The organism is Pyrodictium occultum (assembly GCF_001462395.1).
GTDB classification, from domain to species: domain Archaea; phylum Thermoproteota; class Thermoprotei_A; order Sulfolobales; family Pyrodictiaceae; genus Pyrodictium; species Pyrodictium occultum.
In genome coordinates this window covers 97,860-122,697 of record NZ_LNTB01000001.1, presented here as the reverse complement: position 1 = coordinate 122,697, position 24,838 = coordinate 97,860, and the positions used below count along the sequence as shown (strand labels likewise).

Here is a 24,838-nt window from a genome sequence, read left to right as displayed (position 1 = left end):
GTAGCAGCCCGGAGCACGGCGCCGATGGAGCCGGGGAGAGAAAACCGCCCCAGGCCCTAAAGCGGGACAGGCTCGCGAGGGCTCTCCGAGCCAGAATAACACGGAAAGGGGAGATGGGGGTGCCGCGTTCTTAGACGCGGCGGCCTCTCCTGCCTCCAGGCCTACGGGTGGTGTCGTGAGGTATTGGGGTCACATCCTCTATCCTGCCTATGATGAAGCCTGCCCTGGCGAGCGCTCGTATGGCGGCCTGCGCCCCAGGCCCAGGCGTCTTTGGCCCGTGGCCCCCGGGGGCACGCACCTTTATGTGGAGCGCCGCTATGCCCTTCTCCATCGCCTGCTGCGCAGCCCTGCTGGCGGCCAGCATTGCGGCGTAGGGGCTCGGCTTCTCCCTGTCAGCCTTTACCACCATGCCACCACTGGCCCTGGCTACTGTCTCCGCCCCGGTGAGGTCCGTGATGTGTATTATCGTGTTGTTGTAGCTGGAGTATATGTGTGCAACACCCCACTTTATCTCACGAGCTGAGAACGCCATTCCAGAACCACCCTCCACCGCCGCTGGCTATATCCACGGCTATTCGGAGCCAGGGGCCTCCTCTGATTGAGCGCCCTCCTCCGCAGCCCGCTTGGCGAGGGGGCTGGTAGGTGTGTAGCTTATAAGCTCCTCCTCGTCTCTCTTGACGAGGTAGCCAGGGCTCCTTATCCTACGGCCTGCTATGGCTATGTGGCCATGTACTATAAGCTGGCGCGCCTCATGTATTGAGCGTGCGAGCCCCTTCTTATATACTATGGTCTGGAGCCTCCTCTCGAGGAAGTGCTCCGCCGTAAGTCCGAGCACGTCGTCAAGCGTAGCGTTCTCAGGCAGCACGCCCAGCTCGTGGAGGCGGGATAGGAGGGCCTTCTCCTCCTTCTCGCGAACCTCCGGCGGCAGGGCCAGAAGACCGCGTGCGCGGTGCCTGAAGTACCTAGCTAGCGTCTCTAGCTTCCACAGCTCCCTCTTGTTACGGAGCCCATACTTGCCCATCAGCTCTATCTCGCGGACCAGGCGCTCCTTGATCCAGGGGTGTTTAGGCCCCATCCACTTCTTACGCGGCTTCTTCGGGTCACCCATCGCCACCACCCCGAGTTTAACACTACTTGCGCCTCTTCACGCCAACGGTCATGCCTATGCGGCCGGTGGTAGCGGTCCTCTGGCCGCGCACCTTGAGGCCGAGGGCGTGGCGTATACCCCTCCAGCTTCTAATCCTCTTCTCACGCTCTATATCCCTCCTCACATAGTATATTAGATCAGCGCCTACTAAGTGTAGATCCTTGCCTGTCTCGTAGTCCTTACGGCGGTTCAGCATCCAGGAAGGTATACCCACCGCGGTGGGATTGGCTATAGCGTTCTCTATCTTCTCTATCTCCGCGTCTGTGAGGAAGCCTATCCTCTTGTTCGGATCTATGCCCAGGAGCCGGCAGAGAGCGAGGGCAAAGTTAACACCAACACCCTTGATCAACGAGAGCCCATAAACAGTCTTAATATCGCCCGGTATGTCCGTGCCGGCTATTCTAACAATGTACCTATACTGCTGCTCGCTCAGGCCAGCTCACCTCAGTCCACGCGATACCTGCTCCCCAGGCGCCCCGGCCAGAGTGAGCCCCTCTATAAGTAGCACTGCCCTGGGACCCCGAGGGGCAGGCAAGAGGCTTGCAAGAAGCCTCAGCCGCCACGGTACCACGTCAACGCCCCTCCTCGAGGGGCTCGCATGGGCAAGTCCTCATCACCGGGCCTCTCTAGACGCTGGGAAGCGAGAAGCAGAGGGGAGCATGCGGACCGGGCGGCACCGATGGTGCCGCCGCGGGGATTCGAACCCCGGACCGCCCGGTCTTCAGCCGGGCGCTCTCCCGCTGAGCTACGGCGGCACCATGTCTAGGGGGCACGCCGCCAGGGACTCTTAAGGCTAACCACTAATGGTTCAAGCGAGGAGGGTCTCAGCTTTTCCGGCTCTCTTCATCCCCGTCTTCGGGGGTCAAGAGACCCTCTTCTCAGCACAGGCCCCCGGCATCAAGGGATATAATCCGCCGGCCTTTTAGGGACAACATCGGCATGGAGCGCGGCGGTCGTCTAGCCTGGACTAGGACGCCGGCCTTCCAAGCCGGCGATCCCGGGTTCAAATCCCGGCCGCCGCACCAACCCTCAAAGCCGCAGCCGTAACCCTGGCTTCAACCGTATTATGGCGCAGATGCCCGCCACGGCCTGGTTTACAGCTGTTCCCTGACGCCGTTCCTGCGTTACTCCATAATATACGTTGCCTAATCACGCTATCCTGATCCCTATCACGCTGCGACACCGGAATCAAGCGGATGTAATTGTTCGCCTCGGCCAGGATGTATCGATACTACGTTGATGCCCGGCCCGGTCTTCATCCTGCTTCTTCTGTTTCCTTGTGAGCTTAGCATATATCCGCATACATAATTCTACATGTTCTATAACTCTTTATACTTTTACAACTGGAGTAATTAGTTTTAAATACTTCTACCGAGAGTACGTCGGGAGCCGGTGCGAGGTGACTTGTCAGCACTAGCTAGAGTCGACTATGAGAGGTACAAGAGGGCGTTTATGCTAGCGACGCTGGTCTTCTTCCTGGTATGGCTGGCAATAGCCTTCGGCCTACATCTGCCTGCTAAGAGCCTCTACGCGCCCCCAGGTAGCCCTGCAAGGATCAATGGCGCGCCGCTGAACTGGTGGATGATACAGGTAAGCATAGCGCTTGGCGTTGTCCTAGCCTTCGCCTATGCTTTTACCATAAACAAGCTCGACGAGAAGTATGGTATAGAGGCCTAGGGGGTGGGCGTGGATGGATGTACTCGCGGTATCCTTCCTAACGGCCACCATAATAGCTTATATCCTAATAGCTTATAGGGCCCGCGCCACTAGCACGGAGGAGTTCTACGTAGCGGCCCGCAGGGTCTCGCCGCTCCGCAACGGCATGGCTACTGCCGCTGACTGGATGAGCGGTGCTAGCTTCATATCAATGGCGGGCGCCGTGGCTATTCTAGGCTACGATGCCAGCGTCTTCCTGATAGGCTGGAGCCTTAGCTACGTGCTGCTTGCCATGCTTGTGGCACCGTTCCTGCGCAGCTACGGCAAGTACACCATACCGGACTTCTTCGAGGACCGCTACTACAGTAAGACTGCCAGGCTATTCGCTGTCATAATGCTCTACGTAGTGTCGCTGACCTACCTGACCGGCCAGCTGCTGGGCGTAGGTATAGTGCTGTCCAGGGCCTTCGGAGTCGACGCCACCATAATGACTCTGATAGCGCCTCTGCTAGTGATACTCTACAGCAGCCTCGGCGGAATGAAGAGCATTACCTGGACCCAGGTGGCGCAGTACATCGCGCTGATAACTGCCTACTGGATCCCGATAGTGCTCATAAGCCACCTATGGCATCCAATACCCCATATAGCCTACGGGCAGCACGTGGAGAAGGTTGACGAGATAGTCGAGCAGCTAAAGGGGCATGCATGGACCGAGCCGTTCTGGCGCCCCTATGCCAGCGGTACTGGGCAGCTCAACTGGGTGCTCAGCACACTGGCGCTGATGCTTGGCACCATGGGGCTGCCGCACGTGCTGATGAGGTTCTACACTGTGCCCAGCGTGAGGGATGCACGTAAGAGCGTGGCTTGGAGCCTGCTATTCATCAGCCTGCTATACCTCACAGCCCCGGTGTACGCCGCGCTGGCGGGTGAGAAGGAGTACCAGCTGACCGCGCTGGTTAAGAGCATGGATGGCCAGCCGTTTGATGCTGTGAAGCAGAAGCTTATGAGCATCAGCTGGGTTAGGAAGTGGATGGAGGCTGGGCTAATAAAGCTTGTAGATGAGAATGGTGATGGCGTGTTCGAGTACGGTAAGGACGTGTTCAGCATCCATAAGGACATAGCTGTGCTAGGCCTACCCGACATGTACGGCCTAGGGCCCGTAATAGCCTCGATAATACTGGTGGGCGGTATCTCCGCCGCGCTATCCACGGCTGACGGTCTGATACTGGCCATGACCACTGCTGCCACGCGTGACATCTACAAGTCGATAATCAACCCGAGGGCTAGCGAGAAGAAGGAGCTGATGATAGCAAGGATATCAATGGTGAGCATAGCGTTCATATCTGGCCTGCTAGCGTACCTGATGGCTGCCAACCCCGTGATAAAGGCCTATATAGCCAAGACTGTGGCATGGGCCTTCGCCTTCGCTGCCTCAACGCTGACTCCCGCGATGCTGCTGGGCCTGCACTGGAAGAGGGCCACCAAGGAGGGTGCTATCGCCGGCATGCTTGCGGGGCTGATAGTTGCTGTGCCGTACGTCGTGGGCGTGTCGCTGGGCTACATGAGTCCCGTAAGCATAGCGGGCCAGAAGATAGGCACTATAGCATGGGGCGTTATCGGCTTCCTAGTAAACTTGATAGTGAACATAGTGGTGTCGCTGGCCACCAGTGAGCCTCCGAGGCAGGTGCAGGAGCTGGTGGAGCGCATACGCGTACCGGTCCGTACAGAGAGCGCTGCCACCGTTGCTGCTAGGGGTGCCACCGATGAGGAGGCGCGTGCCGCGTGATCTCCTAGTTTTTTTGCACTCTAAGGTGTTTCCCCACTCTCCTCCCAGCCTTCTCGAGAACATGCTTGCCTGTAGCCGTGTCATGCTTCTCCGTGAGGGCGAGGAGGCGCGGGAGCCTGGGCTCTACATAGTTTATAGCGGCCTGCTATCTGTTGGGCAGCAGGAGTTTGAGCCGGGTGACTACGTTGTCTCGGAGGGTGGTGTAAAGGCTGTACGAGAGTCCGTGGTGATTTACGCCGATACCGAATGTGCTCGCGCGGTTCTTGCTCTCAGCGATGAGGAGTCGTGTTCGGTTAGTGACCTTGTGTATCGCAGCCCGGTGACGGTTAGCCCCGAGACTCCGGTAGTTGAAGCGGTCGGCATAATGCACCGTGAGGGTGTCTCCTCGATAGTCGTTGTTGATGGTGAGCGGAGGCCTTTGGGCATATTCACTGATACTGATCTTCGCCGGCTGGTTGCGCTTCACATGGATTTATCGAGGCCCGTGTCCGAGTATATGACGCCTAACCCGCTCTCCGTGAGGACCTCAGCTACATGCATGGAGGCTGCCTATCTCATGATGCGGAGGTATGTGAAGCACCTAGTCGTGGTTGACGATGATGGCAGGGTGAAGGGGGTCGTCAGTGTACGTGATATAGCCTACGCGGAGGCCCTAGGGCCCCTCTATATGCTCCGGCGCATACGTAGCGCCTCCAGCGTGGAGGAGCTCGCCGAGCGGTATCACGAGCTTGTCCGTGTACTCCGCCGGGAGGCTCGCCGCCTCCGCCCGGGAGAAGGCAGGGAGGCTGCGCATCTCGTGCGTATGGCGAGCCTAGCCCTTAGAGGCGTTATGGAGAAGGCTGCTGATCTAGCAGCTAGGAGGCTTGGCATCGGACAGAGTGGAGTTGCCTACCTTACTCTAGGCAGTAATGGGAGGCTTGAGCAGTTTCTCGCGAGCGATAGGGATACCATGCTGGTCTACTGGGGCCTAGGGGAGGGCCGTGCACGTGCATTTGCCGAGGAGGTGGAGTCTATCCTCGATAAGGCGGGCTTCCCCGGCTGTAGGCAGGGCTATACTGCTCGGCGCCTCCTATACTCTGGAGACGCCCTGGCCGAGGCTATAGGCTCTATGGCTGCTAACCCCCGGGATGAAAACCTCGTCATGCTCAGCATGATGTATGACGCCGCGAACGTCTGGGGAAGGGAGGGTGCGGCCGAGTGGGTTCGAAGGAGTATAGCCGAGAGCCTCCGGGGATCCAGCAGCTACATCCTGGAAGTGCTCCCCGCTTATAGGCCCAGGCTGGGGCTGGCTGGCAGGCTTCCACGCGAGCTAGACCTCAAGGCTCACGGGCTCGCGCCAGTGGTCTACGCGGTCAAGGCGTTCGCCATGGCTGAGGGGGTTTGGAAGCCGGTTAACACGCTTGATAGGCTACGTGAACTGGCAGCTATTGGCGTGGTTCCGGGGGACCTGGCGGCCGACGTGGCTGAGGCATACGAGCTACTGCTCTCCTTTACCTTGTGGATCCAGGCGGTCCATGGCGGGACTAGGGTAGAGACGGGCGAGCTGAGCGGCCTGGAGCGCTCGATTCTCCGCTCCGTCCTACGCACAGTCCAGCGGTTTGTGGACTATGCCAGGAGCCGGGGTATGGGGCCGTGAGGGGCCGGGGCTACGCCGCGGTTGATGTAGAGGCCACCTGCCTCGACCCTAATAACTGCAGGCTGGTCTCGGTGGCAGTGGTGCCTTTCGACGGCCATACTCTGGACCTCTCGGGGGTCGTGTACTACTCCGAGCCGCCTCGCACCGTTGGCGCCTCGGCGCTGGTGCATGGGGTCACGGGCTCCTGCCGCGCCGAAGGCTGGTTTGAGGACGTGCTTAGGGCGGTGAGGGGCAGAGTCCTAGTGGTATACGGGCGTCATGACGTAGAGTTCCTGGCTGCCGAGGCCAGGCGTAGGAGAGTTGGCGCCGAAGAGCTCTGCTACGTCGACGTGCTCTCGTGGCTGCTGAGCGTACCGAGTATTAGGGGCAGGGCAGTGGAGGCGGGGCGTCTCACCCTTGAGGATGCGCTCTCTGCAACGCTTGGCCTGCACATGCCCCCACGGAGATTCCACGATCCTGTGAGCGACGCTGTACACGCCGCGCTGCTATTCATACATCTTAGGAGGGAGTTTGGGAGGCCGCCCGTCCGGTGCATGCCGAGGGCCAGGAGGCCTAGGCTGCGCTGGCTATTCAAAATGCTCGGCCGGGGCTCCTAGGCAGTTTCGCTGAAGCGTATCCCGGGCCCACGCCGCGCACGCGGAGGTTCTGACGGGCGTCTATTGCAGGCGCTGGAGCAGATCCGCAGGCTGCTCAGCCGGGCCAGCATCCTAGAAGTGGCCGGGGTCCGGGAGCAGTTTGTAGACTACATGGACGTGTTCTACAAGCGCCTGCTAGGCGCGGGCGGCCGCTACGTTTTCGAGTGCCGCTCGGGCTCATGCAGCTCGAGGATAGAGCTGCCGGCACGCGAGTACCAGGCCGCGGTCACGGCTCCAGGGCTTCTGCTAAGCGAGCCGGGAAGCCAGAAGGGGGATGAGGGGTACACACTGCTACCGCCTCCCCGCGGCAATGAAATACTCTGGTGCAATGGGTACCCCGGAGGGGCGGAGGCTGGAGGCCTGGTCCTAGGCTACTGTGCCGGCTCCCCCCTGGTGCTTGACGAGGAGGCTCTCCTGCGCCACGTGCTCGTTGTGGGGGCGACGGGCTCCGGTAAGAGCCACACCGCTGCAAGGATAGCTGCATGCAGCAGCAGGATAGGCTTCAAGCCGGTTATACTCGACTGGCATGGAGAGTACGAGCAGCTACTCCGGGAGCAGGGCGTAGATGAATACAACGTTTTCTCCCACCCCAGGCTGCCCCCCGTGGCCTTCACGAGCCCCAGCATCCCCCTCGAGTCCTCCATCTCAGTGCTGGAAAGCGTGCTGGAGCTTAGCCCCTTCCAGTCGAGCATACTGGCCGCGTTCCTAGCCCTGGCAGCCAGCCAGAGCGTTAACACGGCTAAAGGACTACTCGACGCCCTAACCAGCCAGCTCGAGCCAGGTGTCATTGAGGAGATCCAGGGTATTCTTGAATCGGGGAACACTGTGCACGAGCTGCTACGGGCCATATCCTCTGTAGTAGCCAGGAAACGGGATGAAATGACGAAGGCAGAGAGGGAGATATGGCTAGCCCTCCTGAGGAGATTAAACCTGATAACAACCAGCGGGTATGCAGACCTATTCACGATAAGGGGCACAAGGAGGTTTGAAGCCATAGCGAATCTCAAGGACCCAATGCCGACAGTAATCCGGCTCGACTCTATACGCTCAACACGCATAAGGAAGATGTACGCCATATATCTTCTCCAAATGCTCTACACCCTCGCCACCTCTGGACAGCCAGCCAGGATCCTCATAGTTGTGGAGGAGGCTCACAATCTGCTAAACAACAATGTAGTCCCCGAGCTGCTAGCTGAAACACGCAAATACGGTATAGGCTTCGTAATGGTTGTCCACACCCCACGCCTGCTCCCCGAGCTGAGCGAGGCTAACTTCAATACGATAGTGGCACATAGAATAGTCTCGGTAAACGATAGGCTTCTCGTTGCACGTGCAATAGGCCTTGAGGACGACTCGCTGCTCTCAAGCCTGGAAGAAGGTACCGCGATAGTGAGGAAGCATGGAGCCCCGACGCCCGTACCAGTTGAGGTGGACGTGCAGGCTCCCTGTACCCACTAACTGGTGCGGGGGGTGGGATTTGAACCCACGCAGGCCTACGCCAGCGGGTCTTAAGCCCGCCCCCTTTGACCTGGCTCGGGCACCCCCGCGCCCAGCAAGCTCCGTGTAGCGAATACTATGTCAACAGGATGTGCCAGATATTCTTTGTTAATGTTAGTCAACGAGGATACCGCTCATAGCAACCGAGGATCGCGAAAAACAATGCGTAATGGCTTGGGCGCTTAGAGTGAGGAGGCACGGGATCCAGCGCTACTCCTCGCCTTCAAGCTCCTCCTGGAGTAGCTCCTGAAGCACCTCCTTGTACTCATCACGCTCCTGCTCCCACTCCTCAAGCGACTTGGGGGGCTTGCGCTTGGCCTCGCTCACCTTTAATGTTGTTATAGTGCGCTCCTCCTTCGGGGTAGCGCCGACTATGGTATAGTCCCTCAGCTGGCTGCTCTCCACGGTCATAGTATAGCCGCACCTTGTACAGCGTAGCACCACCTTGCCATCTTCACGCTTAACTGGTATCATTAGTCCGCCACAGCGGGGACAGAATTGCATAGCTTTACCTCCATCCACCGCTCTACATTAACAAGACCTTGCCGGCGCTGCCTCACAACATAAGCTCTCTATATATGCTTATCCGTCCCCCGGAACTGTTCAGGGGAAAAGCTTGACCACTACCCCCTCTATTATTACCGCCTCATGCTCCTCAACCACCCTCAGCGCCTCATGTAGCCGCGCATCGCTGGAAGAATATATAGTGAGCAAGGGGTCGCCCTTCTTCACCCTATACCCCGTCTTAACATGAAGCCTTATGCCAGCCGACTTGTCATCCGGCGCGCCGGCAGCCCTAGCCGCGAGAGTTATGGCAACATTATCTATCGTCGACACCACCCCGTCCCGCGGCGCCCTTAGCGTTATCTGCTTACGCCCCAGGCGTATGTCCTCAGGCTTAATGTCGGGGTCGCCCTGCTGAATATCTAGTATCTCTCTAAATTTCCTGTAGGCTGCCCCGCTTCTAAGCGATTCACATGCCAGGCTATAGCCGCCGCCACGTGGGGCCACGCCGCCCAGCTCAAGCACAAGACCGGCCAGGCTGCACGCCTTTTCCACAAGGCTCAGGGGGCCATCACCCTTGATGAGGGTTTCAAGCGCTTCACGAGCCTCCAGGGCTGGGCCGACGCCATAGCCTATAGGCTCGTTGCCGTAGGTTATTGCTACCCTCATGTTTATCCCGAGCCTGCCCGCCTGCGAGAGGAACAGGGAGGCCATGGACGTGGCGTCCTTCTCGTTCTCGACCTTGGCTCCACGGCCCACAGGTATGTCTATAACAAGCCTTGAAACGCTCATGGCAAGCTTCTTGGCCAAGATGCTGGCAACCATCTGTGTTGGAGGGTCTATGCCGAGTCTCCTCTCAACCCGTATGAATATGTCGTCGGCGGGCGCGAGGTTGAGGGCACCGCCCCACACTATGAGCCCGCGAGCCTTGAGGGCCATTTCATGTATCTCTTCTGGGGTGAATGTCACCCTTGCAAGCACTTCCATTGTATCCGCTGTGCCGGCTGGGCTTGTTATGGCTCGGCTGCTCGTCTTGGGTATGAGCAGCCCTCGGGAAGCCACTATAGGCACCACTAGGAGCGCAACCTTGCTATTGCCCGGGACGCCGCCTATGCTGTGCTCATCGTACACGGGCTCGCCGAAGGCTACGACATCGCCGGTGTCAACCATTGCCCGTATTAGGTAGACGAGCTCATCCTCGGTAATCCTGTAATGCATCTGGCTCACTAGGAACGCTGCTATCTGCGCGTCATCGTAGAGCCCGGCCACAATGTCGCCTATGAGCTGCTTGTAGTCATTTGCATCGAGGCGCTTACCTTCAAGTCTACGCTCGAAGGCATCAAAGCTGGCAGGGAACTCGAGGGGGTATATCTCAGCGGCTCTGCACTCGCCCAGCCTCTCGAGAGCCTGGCGGGTAAGCGCCAGTGAGCCGGGCTCAACCCGGGTACTATGGAGCGCTACCACACCAAGGCTCCGGCCACCGCACACCACAACTGCGCGGGAGCCTGCGGGGATACCCAGGTTCTCAGCATCCTTAGGGTTGAGGAGAGCAGCGGAATCACCAATATCTATGTCGGCCTCTTCTACGTGGAAACCACCATTACGGCTAGCCATAGCAGGCCACCAGTAGAGTCTGAAGAGACGCCGCATTCCAGGGGACACGAGCCCAGGGTTAGATACGCTTAGGCAGGTACCAGTGGCCGCAGATGCAGCTTCAATGCTAACAGTTAGCTCTTAAGCGGCATTGGTGCACGGGCACGCGTCGGCGGAGCCTCCGCCATGTGCAAGAAACCGTTATTGATAATATTCACGCTACACGGGTCAGCACTGAGGCTGAAGGCCCACTATCATCCGAAGGGCTGTATGAGGGCTAGGCAGAGCCACGTAGATCTTCCATGCAGCATAGAGCCGCTCTGCAGCCTGGCAGCCAAACGGGGAATGAAGCTCGCCTGCCGGAGCCTAGAGGGCTGCATAACAGTAATGGAGCCGGTGACCGGGATCGAGGCGAGACTCTGCAGCCAGAGTGGCAGCCTAGCCTGCTCTAGGCAAGTCTACGTAATGAGGACCAGGGGCGGCAGCCTCTACATAGGGCCCGTGGTGTACAATGGAGGGTAGGTAGGGGTGGTGCGGGGGGTGGGATTTGAACCCACGCAGGCCTATGCCAGCGGGTCCTCAGCCCGCCCCCTTTGACCTGGCTCGGGCACCCCCGCGCCCAGCAGGCCCTCCCGGGGGATGGACAGAGCCCCCCGGGAGGTTTTGAAGCTTAAGTGTGGCGCCGGGGGCGGGATTTGAACCCGCGCGCCCCTCCACGGGGCAGTGGGTCTCCCGGAGCCTTGGGCAGCCGGAAAGGGATACATGCAGGTCTCGAGCCCACCGCCTTGGACCGCTCGGCCACCCCGGCGCCCAGGTGACCGGATAGCCTTAACATCGGACTGGGGGCTTTTACACTTGCTTCCCCCGGGCATAAGCCCACGCAAAAACCCAGCACAGCCTATACAGGAACATAGACGGGGTTACTATCGGTGGCTACGTCGGTGTAGCGTTCAAGGCTGTCACGTATGGGTTTTGGCAAAGTGAACATCCACTCGTGTGTAGCGCCATCGTAGAAGCGTAGAGTCCCCCTAATCCTCTCCCGGATCAGCCTGTCCACATCTGCGGCCCGGAGAGCCGCAGGATCAACGGCGTCGGAGGCTGCCACAAAGCCCCAGAGCCCATTATAGCTTCTCACATAGGTAACATAAGGCCTTACAATACGGAACACCGAGGCCATGGTGTTCCTTACAGTGGCGTAGACCCTTGGAGTGAGCACCGGCGAGGATGCCTGAGTCACCACTATCCCGCCGGGCTCCAGGACGCCGGCGACGAGCTTATAGAACTCAAGCGTGTAGAGGAGAGCCGCCGGTCCTCCCTCCATGGGGTCCACCAGATCAAGTATAACTGCGTCGAACCGCTCACTAGTCTCAGAGAGGAACTTGCGTCCATCCTCTAGCACTAGCTCCAGCCTCTCATCGTCGAAAGCTCCCTGGTGCCACTCGGGCAGATGCTTCTTAGCAAGCTCCACAAGCTCCTTGTCTATATCAACCATGGTTACGTGCTCCACACAGCTGTGCCTCAGCACCTCTCTGACAGTGGCGCCCTCTCCACCACCAATTACCAGAACCCGCCGGGGGCAGGGATGAGACAGCAGCGTCGGGTGTACCAGGGCTTCATGGTACCAGTGCTCGTCAAACAAGCTACTCTGCACCTTGCCGTCGAGGACAAGGGCCTTCCCTATGCCTGCAAGCTCAGCTATAAGGTATTCCTGGAACCTCGTAGATCCTGCAGCGTATATCTTCTTCACACTACGTATACACGCCTCTCCTTCATCCGTCCACTCGGCCACTATCCTCCAGGGAAGCTTATGCGCCAAGACGCCGCCCCCAAAGCCTCGCCTTTCTTAAAGCTCTGGAGCCCTCCCCTAAGCCCAAGAGGGGGAGTGCGTCTTGAGGGGGAGTAAAAGCATGGTGGAGAAGCAGCTATGAAGCGCAGGACAGGACGCACCAGAATGAGCGCAAGGAGCCTCTGAGAGGAGGCTGGAGAGTGGTGGGCCCGCGGGGATTTGAACCCCGGACCTCCGCCGTGTAAGGGCGGCGTCCTAACCAGGCTAGACGACGGGCCCGCCCGCGGGCCTCCATGCACCAAGGATGGCATGATCCTAACTCGTGGTTATAAGCTCTACGCCGGCTCCCCAGGATGAGGGTGAGGAAGCATAACTCGTCCAAGGGCTCTCATAGCTCAATTTTAAGCGCCAGCCCTAATGCCTTGAGGGAAAGCGGTGATGACGTTCGCTAGGGGCGAGCGCAGGCGATGAGCGTGTATGGCGGAGGCTGAAGAATCTCGTTAGCTTCATCCTACAGGTGGGTCTCAGCCCAGGCTCCCGCGGAGGACGCCTGCACGGGCTATGGCCTTCTCCGCAGCCTCCTTAAGCCCAAGCCTTATAGCGCGCTCAGCGCTCTTGAGGGCTTCCACATACTCCTCGGTGGGTTCCGGCGGGTCGCCTCCGACAATGCTCTTGGCCATCTCAACATCCTGCTCAAGGAGGCTAAAGGCTTTAGGATCCTTTATGAAGCTAGCTGCCACCTCAGGCACGTAGAACCTTAGATCATATTTTATGTCTTGCTTTAGCAGCGGCAGTGCATGGAGTAGATGCTCGACAGCATCGCTACCAAGCTCCTTCTCTACGCGTCTAAGCCCTCGGCCAAACCCTATGAGTGACGGGGGTATACCCATTGTGTATAGGCTAGCAGCGTAGGATATGGCTCTTGGGAGCTTGAGGCTCCTAGGAGGCTTCATGGAGAGAAGCTCCCGGTCCGCCGCGAATGCCAGGCTGGCCTCAATGCTCCGTGGATACTCTCCGTGGGAGAGCCTAGCCCTTCTACGGGGGACAAAGCTGGCTATATAGGGTATTATGTCGACTATACGCAGCACTAGGCGTAGGTACTCCGCGGTGAACACCTTGGCTATGCTTATTAGCAGCCTCTCCTCCTCCTGGCTAAGCAGCCTAGGCTGCGCGTGAAGATTACGGTGCAGCTCATCCACCACCTTCTCTACGGCCTTCGGCCCCTGGTCGTAGCGGAGGCCAGACTGGATGGTTACAGTCGAGTAGCCGGCATACTGCTTGACGAACTCTCTAACACTCCAGGGCGAAAGATGGCCGCGGAAAGGAAGCGCGCCAACACCCATTATAGGGTGTACACGTGTATTCTCCTTCTCGGCCCAGCGGTGGAGACGGGAGAGGGCATAGACCATAGCTATACTGGAGGCCACGTGGCCGTAAGCTAGCGCGGTGTCCGACTTGCCTAGGAGGACGCGGTAGTGGCTGTAGTGCAGTCCTAGGTAGGTTAGCAGCGCGTTCTTCATGCCCTCTAGTATCTTATCGACATGCAGGAGTGACTCCATGTCCTCAACGAGCGGTATAACCTCTATGTGGCCGGTCTTTACGCCGAGCTCCTCCTCTGCGAGCCTCTGAATCTTGAATATCCTGCGCTGAAGCACATAAACCTCATAGCCACTAGAACACATAGGAGTTATTATATACTTGACTGCCTGGCTGCCCGTCCTGACTATCGACCTCTTGTTGGCTGTTAGAACGCCCCAGAGCACCATTACCTGGCGCTCCGGGTCCTCAAGCCTCTCCGAGGGTATCCTAGGCGTTATGAGGAAGTCCTCCCCGGGCTGCAGCCCATAGCGGAGGGTCTCCTCAACAACCCACGCTACCTGGTGATAAGGCGTGAGCTTCCCCTCATAATCTATCATCTTCTCATCCAGCCCTAGGCCTCCACGATCCCTAGGGAGCAGGTCGCGCAGAGCCTCTTCGACCTCCTCCTCCGCGGTAAACCCTCTGCTTGCGGAGTCTGGATGCTGGGTAGCCATTGCTAGAGGCACTGGGTACCCTAGCACAGCCTCACTACCCCCAGCATCCCGGGGGGAAAACCCACATTTAAGCTACTCTCCTAGAGCTAGGGCTCCCCGAGGCATAGGGGAGTGACACTAGCAAGGAAGGGCCTCGAGGTGCCGGGGGGTCATGCATGCACGGAGGCGTGAGGGTTAGAGCATGTTCCAGCAGCGCCAACCTGGGCCCGGGCTTCGACAGCCTAGCGATAGCCCATACGGCGTTCTACGACGAGGTGGAGGCTCGCCTCACCCCGGGGAGGGGGCAGGTGGTTGTAGAGTCCGTCTATGGCCCCTACGCCCATGGAGCTGGCAGAGCCGAAACCGCCCGCAGAGCGGTAGAGGAGCTGCTAAGACTCGCCAAGAGGAGCATTGAAGGCCACAGCATAGTTCTCCGCATCTACAAGGGTGTGCCTCCTGGCCGGGGACTTGGGAGCAGCGGCGCCTCCGCAGCAGCGGCGGTAAAGGCTGTCCAGATACTCCTAGACCTCAAGGTTCCTGACAGCATTCTCGTCGAGGCTGCCGGCCGGGGGGAAGCGGCTGCCGCCGGTGAGCCGCACTACGATAACGTGGCTGCAAGCCTACTAGGTGGCCTTGCCATAGCAGCGCTTGACAAGAACGGTAGGCTTCATGTTACCAGCATAGACGTGGACGCTTGGATGACCCTCATAATACCTAGGGCCGAGGTAGGCTCCGCAAAGACAAGGTTCATGCGCCAGGTACTCCCCAGGGAGATGGAGCTAGATAGGGCAGCCAGGAACTGGGGTAGACTGGCGCTGCTGGTTGCTGCGGCGGCACGAGGAGACCTCAGAACCTTCGGCGCGATGATGATGCAGGACGAGATAATAGAGCCCGCCAGGTCCAGGTTCATACCATGCTACGACGTCATAAAGAATGCTGCCCTCGATGCAGGAGCTCTCGGTGTCACAATAAGCGGCGCCGGGCCCTCCATGATAGCGCTCACCGAGACTCGGGACAAGGCACTCAGGGTAGCAGACAGCGTGCTTAAGAATTGTAAGTGCTGCGATATAGAGGAGGTGAAGGTTGCGAGAACGGCTGGACCGGCCAGCGCGATAAGGTAGAGGGGAGAGGAGCAGGGATGAAGCGCTACAAGGCTACCAGAGCTATACACGGGGTCCATGAAGGACCCATCACCGCAGAGGACGTAGTTCCGCCTATAAACATCTCCGTGGTATACCGGTTTATCGAGGCAGCAACCAGCCCCGATGAGGAGATAAAGTACGGGCGCGAGAATAATCCAACCACAATGCGTCTCGAGTCGACGCTCGCCGAGGTAGAGTCGGGAGAATGGTGCCTTGCATTCAACACTGGCATGGCAGCCATAGCCACGCTTATTCTCAGCTTAGCGGGCCCGAGAAGGAGGATTGTCGCGAGCAGGCTTCTCTATGGCTCGACGAGAACGCTTCTCGAGAAGCTTACAACAGTGGGTAAGGACTTTGAACTTGCCTACGCAGGGCCACCATGGGACGAGCTGCTCGCCGCCATGAAGCCCGGAGATATAGTGCTTGTAGAGACTATAGGCAATCCCACCCTCCGAGTGCCACCCCTACGAGAGATGGCAAAGGAGTGCATTAACAGGGAGTGCACGCTCGTGGTCGACAACACATTCGCGACCCCCGTTATCTACAGGCCGCTGGAGGATGGCGCGAGCATTGTTGTTGAAAGCCTAACCAAGTACATAGCCGGTCATAACGATGTGCTGGGCGGCGCCATCTGCGGCCGCGAGCCAGGCCTCCGCAAACGCGTCTGGGAATGGAGGAAGCTCATGGGGACCATACTCCAGCCTCTAGACGCCTACCTGGCCGCCAGAGGGCTCAAGACGCTCCACCTACGTGTTAGATACTCCTCCGAATCAGCTATGACTATAGCAAAATGGCTTCGGGAGAGGCCCGAGGTGGCCAAAGTCTACTACCCAGGCCTCCCCGAGCACCCCGACCACGGCACCGCGGAGCAGCTATTCAACGGCCTCTACGGCGGTGTCGTATCCTTCGAGCTGAAGGGCGGGGCCCAGGCCGCCAAAAGGTTCCTCCAGGCGCTGAAGACGGTAACGCCGTCCCCGAGCCTGGGCGGCGCCGAGAGCCTCGCAGCCTACCCCTATGAGAGCAGCCACCGGGACCTCAGCGAGGAGGAGAAGAGGAGGCTAGGCATAACCCCCGGCCTCATAAGGCTCAGCGTGGGGCTAGAGGACCCGGAGGACATAATCTCTGACCTAGAATCAGCACTTATGAAGGCACGGGGCTAGGCTGGAAGCGCGACCGCTACCTGTATCAGAAGCCCGGGGGCTGGAGGGCCCTGGGGCTAGGGCAATGACGCCAGGTAGGCCTCTAGTGCTTCTCTCACTCCTCTTCCTCACTATGGCTACCATAGTAGCCCCCGTCGCGGGATCCACAGCCCCCGGGTACAAGTGGATTAACACTGTTGTAGTTAATGTACCCGGTGTTGTAGAGACGCCGGAAGGCTACAAGGGGGCTATGTCGCGGCTTATAGTCACCGTGGCCTGGCCGGGTAGCGGTATAGTCTACTTCTCCGCTAACCCGCTGACCGAGCTGGACACACAAGCAGCCGCCCGCATGGCGGCTCTCGTAGCCTCTATACTGGCTGGGGTTAACTACTACTCCTACGACTACTTCATAAGGCTCGAGTCCAACGCGACAACCATTGGCGGGCCTAGCGCTAGCGGGGCCATGACAGTCGCGATAATAGCCGCGCTGAGGGGCAAGAGGATACCGGAGAACTTCTCGATGACGGGTATGGTAGACCCCGATGCCACCCTCGGCCCCGTGGGCGGTGTACCCGAGAAGCTTGAGGCCGCTGCCAAGGCTGGTGTGAAAGTCTTCGTCATACCCGCCGGGCAGCGCTACAGCATAGACCTTAACACCGGGGATAGAGTGGACGTAGTTGCCCTTGGCAGGCAGCTTGGGGTCAAAGTAGTAGAGGCGGGCACCATAGCAGAGGCGTACGAGGCCGCCACTGGGGATAAGCTCTATACCCCGAAACAGCTCAACCTTAATTACCCTGCATGGCTGGCGGAGTCTCTTAAGAGGAGCATAGAGGTATACCGGGAAGCCGCCTCCACCAATCTGACCTGCGCCGAGGAGCTGCTGGCAAAACTGCCAGGTTCTATAGCAGACCAGCTCCACGGCATAATAGATGATGCCGGCCACAGCGTTAACGTGGGCCGAAGCCTCGATGCGGCAGGCAAGCTGTACGCTGCAGCCTCGAGATACTTTGCAGCCGCGATAGAGGCTACCTATGCTTGCGGTATAGCTAAGGCCTTCTCCAGCGACCAGCCGGCGACGACGATAATCGAAGAAGCTAGGAGCTACATAGACGCTGCCAGCGCCATGCTCGGCGACGCATACAAGCTGATGCATAGATTCCTGGAGGGGAAGAGAGACATCAGCGATGTAGAGCTGCAGCTGCTCACAGCCTCCGCTTCGAGGCTTTCCGATGCAAATGAGAGCTTAGAGGAAGCTGCCTCACTGCTGAAGACGGCGAGCAAGTCCTCCGGGCTTGCAGCGGCAAGCATTCTTGACAAAGCACTGCAGGAGGCTATCTACAGCTACTACCGCTCAATGACTGCAAGCCAGTGGCTCGAGCTAGCCCTAGCTGCGCCCAGCGGAAAGCCGATAAACATAGATACCTTGCCCAGGGTAGTGGATACCTACACCTACTTTGCCGAGTCAGCATTAAGCTACCTGCAGACCCTCGGAGTGGACGTGAGCGACGTAGCTGAAAGGGTGGCGGAGGCCAAGCAGCTCGCGGCCCAGGCGGCAGAAACCGGGGATAGGGTACAGCTTCTCCAGGCACTAGCCTACTCGGTGCAAGGGCTAGCCCAGGTCGACGGGAAGCTCCACCAGGTGTTCAACACCGGGATATCGGTGCTCGATGCATCCAGGAAGAGCCTAGACATACTGGTCGAGAAGCTGCTGGGCCTCGGGCTCACCCCACTCCTCCCAATGATGTACCGAGAGTACGCTGAGACCCTCGTCGACGTCGGAGGCAAGCTCGATCTCTACGTGCAGGCCTCAAGCTATGCACTGCTCCTGGCCATCATAGGAGGAAGCCGCACGGGGGCAAAGCCGCCAGCCGCAGCCGGGGCCACTACGGGAGGAGTGGGTGGGGCAGCAACCACCGTTACCATAACACATACGGTTACGGCGAAGGAAACGGTTACAGTAACCAAACCCAAATACTATACGCGCACAACGGTAAGCACCACCACGTTAACTAAGACGCTGGAAAAAACCACAACATTAACCATTAAAAGCACGACAGCAGGGGTTGCAGCAAACAATACACCTACACGGAGAGGCGCGGGCCTAGGCACGCCGGCAGCCTGCGTGGCCTTTGCCGGGATAGCGCTTGCTCTAGGCGCCCTGCTGGGGAGAGTGCTGAGAGGCTAAGAGAGCCAGGGCACATCCTCCGGCTTTCTAACCCTTACCACCGGCTCCACATCCACGCCCATAGTAGCGAGTATCGAGGCAAGACCTTTGCTCAGCTTCCCATGGTCTACCTGTGGTATCCTGCGTATCGCCGCCGGATGGGATCTCCTCGGAACCCATATGGTGAGTTCTAGAGCCACTTTCTTGCCGGCCTTCCTCGCCGCCATGCCCGCCACAGTGTAGCCGGCAATGTCGGCTAACAGCCGTGCCGCTCTGGCCAGGGACGTGTCAAGCTCTAACGCGCTGCGGAACAGCTCCTCCGGCTCAGCGCCCAGGTAGGAGGATAGACTGAGAGAGAGCAGTGCGGCATACTCGGGAAAGGGGTCGTCGATATCGCGGCTCCTGGAGAGCTCGCTGGCAGTACCGCTTCTCACAGCGAGCGAGTAGGCCTCGAGAACACTGCGCTGGGGCAGTGTCTCAAGCCCGCAGCCCGTCGTCCTGACGACCTCCGACTCGGCTGCGAGGTACGGCCTCACACCCATCTTCGCGACGAGCCAGGCGGCCGCCACAGTGGAGCTCCTCCCACAGCCTCGGAGACAGTGGACGAGCGCAGGCTCCTCAATGGACTCTATGATGTAGGACAACTCTACCAGTGTAGGCGCGTTATACTCGCCTATAGGCCGCCAGACGAACTTCACGCCACCCATGCCCTGAAGCAGCCGGGGGTCGTAGCCCCCGCTGAAAGCGTGCTCGGATGGAGACGCTAGAGAGACTACTGTACGGAACTTGGACAGCACCTCCTCTAGGTCGTCTGGCCTCGGCATAGGGGATACTGCTAGCCTGCCTTCAACCACCCAGCGGGGCTTCAAGCCCTCTGCGGGAGTGAAGTGCTCCATCCATGCAGGCACCCCCAGGGGGTAGGAGCGGCGCTCCCGGCGGGGCTAGTCCTCCAGGCCCCCATGCACGGTCGCGAATGGTATGTATCTCACACTGCATCCCTTTAGAGAGGAGAGCTCGGAATGCATCTCGGCTATCCTCTCCGAGGGCCCCTTAACAACTACTATCTCAATACAGTGGCTGTTAAGGTGTATGTGAGTTGTGGTCATAACTATATCCTTATACTTGTCTAGTAGGGAAGCCACCATGCCGGCATCGAAGCTGCTAACTATTATCATTACACCACTGCATACATGGTCGTTGAGATAGTGGCGGTACTCGTTTAGGAACGATATGAGAGCCTTCTCTACTAGCTTAGACCGGTCTACCCTCATCTTCATGGCGAGGGAGTCAAGCTCGTCGGCCACCGCCCTGGGGAGTGAGACGCCGAAACGCCTCCTTCCGGACAACGAGATCACCTCACCGTGCCAGCAGTACAAGCCCTATGTAGATGGTGAGCATGACTAGCCCCGTGGCGCCGGCGGGCGATATTCCTAATAACAGGCTTAGGGCGAGCCCCAGCCCTGCCGCGGTTACCGAGGAGACCACGGATAATAGTATTGCATCGCGCGCGCTACGGGCAGACATCGCAGCCGCTGCGCCAGGTAGGAGCATTAGGACATGCTCGAGCACGAAGCCTACAACCCGGACCATAACGCTCACTACCAGGCCCATTACGGTGAAGAATGCTAGGTCGTAGAGCCAGATTGGGATGCCGGATATCCTGGCCAAATCCCTTTCTATTCCTATGAGTATTTGCTCCCGGTAGCTTAGAGCCGCCAGGACCAGCACGAGGAGAGCCACTATAACGGTCATCCAGGCCTCAAAGGGAGTCACGAGCAGAGGGTCGCCAAACACTACCGCTGTGATCTCTGCGCCGCTGCTCACAGCCTCAGCATAGTAGACCAGTACTACGCTAAGCGACGCCGAGAACGATACAAGCACCGAGGTAGCCACATCGGGGTCAAAACCCCTAAATATCATATAGCCTGCCACGTATATCAACACTACTGCCAATGGAGTTGCAACAACGTAAGCCCTCGCGTTGAGGTCCCCGGCAAGTAGGACGGCGCCTATAGCAGCCAGTAGGGCCGAGTGGGGACTAGCACCCGCCAGGAAGAAGAGGCGGCGGGCAGCTATAAGGCCGCTCATAAGCCCAAAGGCCAGCCCAGCCGCAAGCACCGAGACCGCCGGGTAAACTGACACAGCCTGCCAGTAGCCATATAGGGAGAAGCCTGCAATAGAAAGGACCAATGCTATAAGGACGGCTCTATGCCTCCCCTTCACCGCTGACACGCACCCCCATGAAGCGCTCGGCTAGCTCTCCTGGATCGCGCTAGACAGCTTCTCCACATCCGTCACAACAGCTCTCAGCTTATTGACCATAGTCCCCGGGCCGAAGGGCGATGGCACACGGAGTACTGGGACATTATGCTTCTCTGCTAGTTCGAGAAGCTTCTCGTCTGCAGGAGTTGCAGGCTCACCATTGAACACAGCTATTACCGCAAGCTTAGCCTTACCCTCCTTCATCAGCTTCTCTACCTCCTCTATATCCTTTGGCGTGACTTGGACACCCGCATCCTTCTTAAGCAGCTTAACCACACGTATTCCCATCCAGCTTACCGCATACTGCGTGTAGGGAAGCGATGCAACCGCGGTAGCGTTTAGCTTAGGAATACTAGACATTAGAGCTTTTATCTGCTCCTCTATCCACGCGGCCTTCTCTAGATAGTGTTTCCTGCAGCTTGGCCTCAACGCTGAAAGCTTCTCAGCAACAGCCTTTACGAACACAATGTAGTTGCCTGGATCGTATATTATCATGTGGGGATTCCTCTTCCCGGTATCCGGGTTGATGAGAAACCTCATACCAGGTATATTGGGGACCTCTAGCAGCTTACTGCTCTCAACGATGTCCCTGAGCTTAAGCTCGAATGGTGCATGAGCTAGTGAGATGACGAGGTCTGCCTTCTTTACATGACTTATATCCTCCGGTGTGAGCTGGTACTCATGTGGATCAATAGCCGATGATGCTATCGGATAGACGCTGTCGTCGCTGCAGAGCAGCTGCTCTACGTCATACTTTAGGTTGGGGAACGTTACAGCTACTAGCAGGCCTTTACCGCCTCCTGTTACGGTGGTGCTCCCTAACGCAGTGGACACCGTCGTGGCCGTGGGGGCGGCCTTCCCGGTGGTTGCAGCGGGGGAGCTTCCACCACTGCTCATCATATATGCTGCTACGGCTACAGCTACTATTACGGCTACTAACGCTATCGCCATGACAGCCCTAGAGGTCATTGCATGCTGCCCGGATCCGCCTCCTCATGCACAGTACTTATAATGTTTACCCAGCTAGTGTGCACAACAGGGGCCTGTGTTGGAGCGCTGCAGCAGGGCAGAGATAGACATACACTCGCTCCAGGTAGGTTATGGGTCCGAGACTGTGCTCACAGTTGACCACCTGCACTTAGAGGGGCCAGCCCTGGTGCAGGTGCTAGGCCCTAACGGGGCCGGCAAAACCACCCTCCTCAAATCAATCCTCGGGCTGGCACCCCTAAGAAGCGGCCAGGTACTAGTATGCGGCCGAGATGTAACCGCCAGGCCTAGCAAGGCGGGGCGGTTTATAGGCTACGTGCCGCAGATAGTAACGACGGCTACACACTTCCCCGTAACCCCCTGGGAGCTTGTAGAGTATGAGATACATGCCCGGCGCCGCCTCCTGCAGAGGAGAGGCTGGAGAGAGACGCAGGCCCTAATCGAGGACTCTCTAAAGGCCGTCGGCCTGCCCCCGGAGGCATGGCATAAGCCGCTCCGCAGCCTGAGCGGGGGCCAGCGCCAGCGGGCCTTCATAGCCAGGGCCCTGGTGTATGAGCCGCCAATACTGCTGATGGACGAGCCGCTCTCAGCCGTGGATCCTAAGGGGAAACGGGACCTGGCCAACCTCATAGCATCGCTTGCAAAGAGCCGTCTCGTCGTCCTGACCAGCCATGACCCCATTATGTTTCTCAAGTATACAGACATGATAATACTTGTTAATCGTAGGGTAGTGGCCGTTGGTCCTCCCGAGATCGTGCTAAGGGAGGACATTCTCAGGGAAGTGTATGGCGAGTCTATACTATACGTCAAGGAACATGTACACATAAGCGACGAGCATAGGGTAGTCAGCTACAAGCACTGATTTCACCCCGCCCGGTACTACACAGCCCTCCATGCAGAGGATGCTGTGTTGAAGCCCCGATGTAGCCCAGACCTCGTGCCGAGGGATAACCTGCTCCGGCGAGCCCTGGAGACTTCTCTAAGAGCTGTAAGGGAGGCCTACCCTTCTCTCGACGAGAGGATCGAGGAGATAGTGCTCGCAAGGAGGTTCATTCTCGTACGTCTCCGGGGGCCTGGAGTGGGGCTAGCCTTTGTAGGCGACTACGAGCCTCCCCCCGAGGAGCTTGTACTCAGGGAGGTACGGGTATCCGAGCTGGTACGCTATGCCTGGGGCCACCCTACTCTGACGGGGCTGGCCCTGGCTGCAGTCAACGCAGCCACGGACGCTCTAGTCAAGGACTCTCCTAGTCTACCCGGCCTAGTTAAAGGCGGGGACGTGGTCGAGATAGTTAATCCGGGCCCCGGCGAGCTGGTAGCACTTGTGGGCTATATTGAGGGCATTGCACGCCGGCTGGCCGAGAGAGGAGCCCGTGTAGTAGTATACGAGGACAACCCCACCCATAGGGCGCTTGCTCGTAGAGACGGGTTTAAAGTAAATCCTGGAAGCCAGCTTCTCCTCGACGCGGATGACTTCGATATAGTTCTTGCAAGCGGGGCTAGCCTGGTGGAGCCACGCATAGGCCTAGTACTCCAGGCGGCTAAGAGGGCCCGTCTACGCGGCTTCGTAGGCCCTACGTCAAGCTTCCACGCTGCTGGGGCCGAAGCTCTCGGGGTAGACTTCGTGGCGGGAGTCAGCGTCCCAAGGCATAATGAGGACGTCGTAGTTAAGCTTGTAAAAGCCGGGTACGGGTTTAGGCGCGTATCAAGCCATGTTACCAAGTGGGTCTGGCTGAGCAGGCAGAGCTACTAGAGCTATAAGGCCCTCAAGGAGTAGAGCGCCTACCGGCCGCGTAGTACGCTATATATTATTTTCTCTAGCTCCCCCCTCTCCACCTCGCTTATTGGCGGCCTTTTACCCGGCGTGCAGCCCTCTATCCTCCCTCTGCTGCAGTACATCGCCTCGCTCAGCTGTCCTCTGAGCTCGACAGGAGGGAGTATCGCCACGGCTCGCAGGTCGCCTTTCCTCACATCCTTTATGTTTGTAACCACGGTGTAGGTGAACACGCCCCGTGCACGTGTGATGTAGAGGTTGTCGGCGTTGGGGTGCTTTGCCACGCTTAGCACTTCAACACATTCTATGTCAACAGCGTGTAGGGGGTCGTTATCGTCTCCGAGGCTGAGCCTTGCGGGAAGCCCGTAGAGCATCCTAATGGCGTACTTTACGTCGGCCATTACCCGCCTGGCCCTCTGGTCTAGCTGGGCTCTCTCAAGCCACTCTCGCGGCAGTAGTATGGAGGCTAGCTGCCGTGAAATCTCCTGGAGTTTCCTGGCTTCCTCGCTGCGGGCGAGCATCGTCGGCGGCATGAAGCTGTACTTCATCTGCATTAGGATAGAGCGCGCCTGGGCGTGTAGCTCCTGGGCCTTCTTCCAGTTTACGGGCAGGGGCAGCTTCTTGGACTTTATTATGGACTCCAGCATTCCGAGCGCGTGCTCGGCCATGAGTATCCGGTAGTCGCTCCGTGTATCGCTCAAGAGGACTGCACCCCTGGGGCTTGGTGCTACTCCTCGACCGCGGCTAGCTTCTCGAGCGCCATTCTCATCTGGGCGTAGACGAGGGGCTTCTTCTCCGCTATCTTTCTGGCAAGCTCCTCCACGTTCTTGGAGAAGCTGTAGAGGCCGTAGGGCGTGTAGAAGACGTCGCTACAGTGCCACATGTGAGGCTTTATAGCGCCCTCCGCAACGGTCTTGGCGTAGACCCAGTCGTAGTAGCTCGCGGCCGCTATCAGCATGCCGTCCTCGTCGCTGCAGTAGAGGAGGATGCATTCGCTAGACTCCTCTACCTCCACGACCTTCCTGCATACCCCGGTTTTCTTCAGCGTGTCGGCAAGCTGCTCGCGCGGCACCAGCCACCCCGGGGGGAGCGGGAGGGGCGAGCTGGGGACCTAATATCCT

At 58.7% G+C, this 24,838-nt stretch carries 24 protein-coding genes and 6 tRNA genes; 12 read left to right on the top strand and 18 right to left on the bottom strand.

Annotated elements, in window-relative coordinates; translation table 11 throughout:
* Positions 1-130: 130 nt before the first annotated feature.
* From CF15_RS00675 to CF15_RS00660, 4 genes are all read right to left on the bottom strand, one after another.
* On the bottom strand, positions 131-532 hold the full coding sequence (locus tag CF15_RS00675) for a 30S ribosomal protein S11 (protein ID WP_058370080.1): 402 nt from the start codon (positions 530-532) through the stop codon (positions 131-133).
* Positions 533-571: 39 nt separating this feature from the next.
* A complete protein-coding gene (locus CF15_RS00670) occupies positions 572-1,108 on the bottom strand; it encodes a 30S ribosomal protein S4 (protein WP_058370079.1) in 537 nt (178 codons plus the stop codon).
* Positions 1,109-1,130: 22 nt separating this feature from the next.
* The gene (locus tag CF15_RS00665; protein WP_058370078.1) at positions 1,131-1,580 is read right to left on the bottom strand and encodes a 30S ribosomal protein S13; all 450 of its coding nucleotides are present in this window, start codon (positions 1,578-1,580) and stop codon (positions 1,131-1,133) included.
* Positions 1,581-1,827: 247 nt separating this feature from the next.
* A tRNA-Phe gene (locus tag CF15_RS00660) sits at positions 1,828-1,902 on the bottom strand.
* Between the two features lie 191 nt (positions 1,903-2,093).
* Between CF15_RS00660 and CF15_RS00655 the strand changes: the two genes are divergently transcribed.
* From CF15_RS00655 to CF15_RS00625, 6 genes are all read left to right on the top strand, one after another.
* Positions 2,094-2,172: transfer RNA gene (locus CF15_RS00655), tRNA-Gly, on the top strand.
* A gap of 379 nt (positions 2,173-2,551) precedes the next feature.
* Positions 2,552-2,824: a DUF4212 domain-containing protein gene (locus tag CF15_RS00650; protein ID WP_058370077.1), complete on the top strand. Its 273-nt coding sequence runs from the start codon at positions 2,552-2,554 to the stop codon at positions 2,822-2,824.
* 13 nt (positions 2,825-2,837) lie between these two features.
* Positions 2,838-4,589, top strand: a complete 1,752-nt coding sequence (locus tag CF15_RS00645) for a sodium:solute symporter family protein (protein ID WP_058370076.1) — start codon at positions 2,838-2,840, stop codon at positions 4,587-4,589.
* Positions 4,567-6,225: a CBS domain-containing protein gene (locus tag CF15_RS00635; protein WP_083494391.1), complete on the top strand. Its 1,659-nt coding sequence runs from the start codon at positions 4,567-4,569 to the stop codon at positions 6,223-6,225. Before CF15_RS00645 ends, CF15_RS00635 begins: the two co-directional genes overlap by 23 nt.
* Complete coding sequence (locus CF15_RS00630) at positions 6,222-6,821, top strand: 3'-5' exonuclease (RefSeq protein WP_058370073.1); 600 nt, start codon at positions 6,222-6,224, stop codon at positions 6,819-6,821. The genes CF15_RS00635 and CF15_RS00630 overlap by 4 nt, the downstream gene beginning before the upstream one ends.
* Positions 6,822-6,884: 63 nt before the next feature.
* Entirely contained in the window at positions 6,885-8,318 is a 1,434-nt protein-coding gene (locus tag CF15_RS00625; RefSeq protein WP_058370072.1) for an ATP-binding protein, read from the top strand.
* Between the two features lies 1 nt (position 8,319).
* Here the strand turns inward: CF15_RS00625 and CF15_RS00620 are convergent.
* From CF15_RS00620 to CF15_RS00610, 3 genes are all read right to left on the bottom strand, one after another.
* Positions 8,320-8,407: transfer RNA gene (locus CF15_RS00620), tRNA-Leu, on the bottom strand.
* Positions 8,408-8,567: 160 nt separating this feature from the next.
* The gene (locus tag CF15_RS00615; protein ID WP_058370071.1) at positions 8,568-8,861 is read right to left on the bottom strand and encodes an RNA polymerase; all 294 of its coding nucleotides are present in this window, start codon (positions 8,859-8,861) and stop codon (positions 8,568-8,570) included.
* Positions 8,862-8,960: 99 nt separating this feature from the next.
* A complete protein-coding gene (locus tag CF15_RS00610; RefSeq protein WP_236698063.1) occupies positions 8,961-10,511 on the bottom strand; it encodes an AMP phosphorylase in 1,551 nt (516 codons plus the stop codon).
* 129 nt (positions 10,512-10,640) lie between these two features.
* Between CF15_RS00610 and CF15_RS00605 the strand changes: the two genes are divergently transcribed.
* On the top strand, positions 10,641-10,976 hold the full coding sequence (locus CF15_RS00605) for a hypothetical protein (protein ID WP_168371185.1): 336 nt from the start codon (positions 10,641-10,643) through the stop codon (positions 10,974-10,976).
* Between the two features lie 7 nt (positions 10,977-10,983).
* Here CF15_RS00605 and CF15_RS00600 read toward each other — a convergent pair.
* The 5 genes from CF15_RS00600 to ppcA all read right to left on the bottom strand — a co-directional run bounded on the left by CF15_RS00600 (position 10,984) and on the right by ppcA (position 14,273).
* Positions 10,984-11,071 (bottom strand) — tRNA-Leu (locus CF15_RS00600).
* A gap of 60 nt (positions 11,072-11,131) precedes the next feature.
* Positions 11,132-11,262 (bottom strand) — tRNA-Ser (locus CF15_RS00595).
* A 90-nt stretch (positions 11,263-11,352) separates the two neighbouring features.
* Entirely contained in the window at positions 11,353-12,270 is a 918-nt protein-coding gene (gene speE / locus CF15_RS00590) for a polyamine aminopropyltransferase (protein WP_083494390.1), read from the bottom strand.
* 171 nt (positions 12,271-12,441) lie between these two features.
* A tRNA-Val gene (locus CF15_RS00585) sits at positions 12,442-12,519 on the bottom strand.
* A gap of 245 nt (positions 12,520-12,764) precedes the next feature.
* A complete protein-coding gene (gene ppcA / locus CF15_RS00580) occupies positions 12,765-14,273 on the bottom strand; it encodes a phosphoenolpyruvate carboxylase (protein WP_168371184.1) in 1,509 nt (502 codons plus the stop codon).
* A 155-nt stretch (positions 14,274-14,428) separates the two neighbouring features.
* Between ppcA and CF15_RS00575 the strand changes: the two genes are divergently transcribed.
* The 3 genes from CF15_RS00575 (at position 14,429) to CF15_RS00565 (ending at position 18,718) form a co-directional block, all read left to right on the top strand.
* Complete coding sequence (locus tag CF15_RS00575) at positions 14,429-15,373, top strand: homoserine kinase (protein WP_058370067.1); 945 nt, start codon at positions 14,429-14,431, stop codon at positions 15,371-15,373.
* Positions 15,374-15,390: 17 nt separating this feature from the next.
* Positions 15,391-16,554, top strand: coding sequence for a trans-sulfuration enzyme family protein (locus CF15_RS00570; protein WP_058370066.1), 1,164 nt, complete (start codon positions 15,391-15,393; stop codon positions 16,552-16,554).
* A gap of 64 nt (positions 16,555-16,618) precedes the next feature.
* The gene (locus CF15_RS00565) at positions 16,619-18,718 is read left to right on the top strand and encodes a S16 family serine protease (protein ID WP_058370065.1); all 2,100 of its coding nucleotides are present in this window, start codon (positions 16,619-16,621) and stop codon (positions 18,716-18,718) included.
* On the opposite strand, the gene CF15_RS00560 is transcribed toward CF15_RS00565, so the two are convergent.
* From CF15_RS00560 to CF15_RS00545, 4 genes are read right to left on the bottom strand one after another with little or no spacing between them, the layout of a single operon-like run.
* On the bottom strand, positions 18,715-19,593 hold the full coding sequence (locus CF15_RS00560; protein WP_058370064.1) for a protein-tyrosine phosphatase family protein: 879 nt from the start codon (positions 19,591-19,593) through the stop codon (positions 18,715-18,717). The two genes, CF15_RS00565 and CF15_RS00560, sit on opposite strands and share 4 nt — an antisense overlap.
* Before the next feature lie 45 nt (positions 19,594-19,638).
* On the bottom strand, positions 19,639-20,043 hold the full coding sequence (locus tag CF15_RS00555; RefSeq protein WP_058370063.1) for a CopG family ribbon-helix-helix protein: 405 nt from the start codon (positions 20,041-20,043) through the stop codon (positions 19,639-19,641).
* A gap of 10 nt (positions 20,044-20,053) precedes the next feature.
* On the bottom strand, positions 20,054-20,920 hold the full coding sequence (locus CF15_RS00550; protein ID WP_058370062.1) for a metal ABC transporter permease: 867 nt from the start codon (positions 20,918-20,920) through the stop codon (positions 20,054-20,056).
* A gap of 30 nt (positions 20,921-20,950) precedes the next feature.
* Positions 20,951-21,928, bottom strand: a complete 978-nt coding sequence (locus tag CF15_RS00545; RefSeq protein WP_058370061.1) for a metal ABC transporter substrate-binding protein — start codon at positions 21,926-21,928, stop codon at positions 20,951-20,953.
* A gap of 79 nt (positions 21,929-22,007) precedes the next feature.
* On the opposite strand from CF15_RS00545, the gene CF15_RS00540 reads away from it, so the two are divergent.
* Positions 22,008-22,808: a metal ABC transporter ATP-binding protein gene (locus CF15_RS00540; RefSeq protein ID WP_070807795.1), complete on the top strand. Its 801-nt coding sequence runs from the start codon at positions 22,008-22,010 to the stop codon at positions 22,806-22,808.
* Between the two features lie 48 nt (positions 22,809-22,856).
* Positions 22,857-23,696 carry a Rossmann-like domain-containing protein gene (locus CF15_RS00535; RefSeq protein WP_168371183.1) on the top strand — a complete coding sequence of 280 codons (840 nt, stop codon included), beginning with the start codon at positions 22,857-22,859 and terminating at the stop codon, positions 23,694-23,696.
* 29 nt (positions 23,697-23,725) lie between these two features.
* On the opposite strand, the gene CF15_RS00530 is transcribed toward CF15_RS00535, so the two are convergent.
* A complete protein-coding gene (locus CF15_RS00530) occupies positions 23,726-24,418 on the bottom strand; it encodes an RNA-binding protein (RefSeq protein ID WP_058370058.1) in 693 nt (230 codons plus the stop codon).
* A 26-nt stretch (positions 24,419-24,444) separates the two neighbouring features.
* Entirely contained in the window at positions 24,445-24,789 is a 345-nt protein-coding gene (locus CF15_RS00525) for a hypothetical protein (RefSeq protein ID WP_058370057.1), read from the bottom strand.
* Positions 24,790-24,838: the final 49 nt, after the last annotated feature.

Coding starts and splice junctions, on each gene's coding strand:
- CF15_RS00670 (WP_058370079.1), bottom strand. CDS start 1,108: ATGGGTGACCCGAAGAAGCCGCGTAAGAAGTGGATGGGGCCTAAACAC.
- CF15_RS00615 (WP_058370071.1), bottom strand. CDS start 8,861: ATGCAATTCTGTCCCCGCTGTGGCGGACTAATGATACCAGTTAAGCGT.
- CF15_RS00635 (WP_083494391.1), top strand. CDS start 4,567: ATGAGGAGGCGCGTGCCGCGTGATCTCCTAGTTTTTTTGCACTCTAAG.
- CF15_RS00605 (WP_168371185.1), top strand. CDS start 10,641: ATGTGCAAGAAACCGTTATTGATAATATTCACGCTACACGGGTCAGCA.
- CF15_RS00570 (WP_058370066.1), top strand. CDS start 15,391: ATGAAGCGCTACAAGGCTACCAGAGCTATACACGGGGTCCATGAAGGA.
- CF15_RS00565 (WP_058370065.1), top strand. CDS start 16,619: ATGACGCCAGGTAGGCCTCTAGTGCTTCTCTCACTCCTCTTCCTCACT.
- CF15_RS00645 (WP_058370076.1), top strand. CDS start 2,838: ATGGATGTACTCGCGGTATCCTTCCTAACGGCCACCATAATAGCTTAT.
- CF15_RS00575 (WP_058370067.1), top strand. CDS start 14,429: ATGCACGGAGGCGTGAGGGTTAGAGCATGTTCCAGCAGCGCCAACCTG.
- CF15_RS00610 (WP_236698063.1), bottom strand. CDS start 10,511: ATGCGGCGTCTCTTCAGACTCTACTGGTGGCCTGCTATGGCTAGCCGT.
- CF15_RS00675 (WP_058370080.1), bottom strand. CDS start 532: ATGGCGTTCTCAGCTCGTGAGATAAAGTGGGGTGTTGCACACATATAC.
- CF15_RS00545 (WP_058370061.1), bottom strand. CDS start 21,928: ATGACCTCTAGGGCTGTCATGGCGATAGCGTTAGTAGCCGTAATAGTA.
- ppcA (WP_168371184.1), bottom strand. CDS start 14,273: ATGGCTACCCAGCATCCAGACTCCGCAAGCAGAGGGTTTACCGCGGAG.
- CF15_RS00560 (WP_058370064.1), bottom strand. CDS start 19,593: ATGGAGCACTTCACTCCCGCAGAGGGCTTGAAGCCCCGCTGGGTGGTT.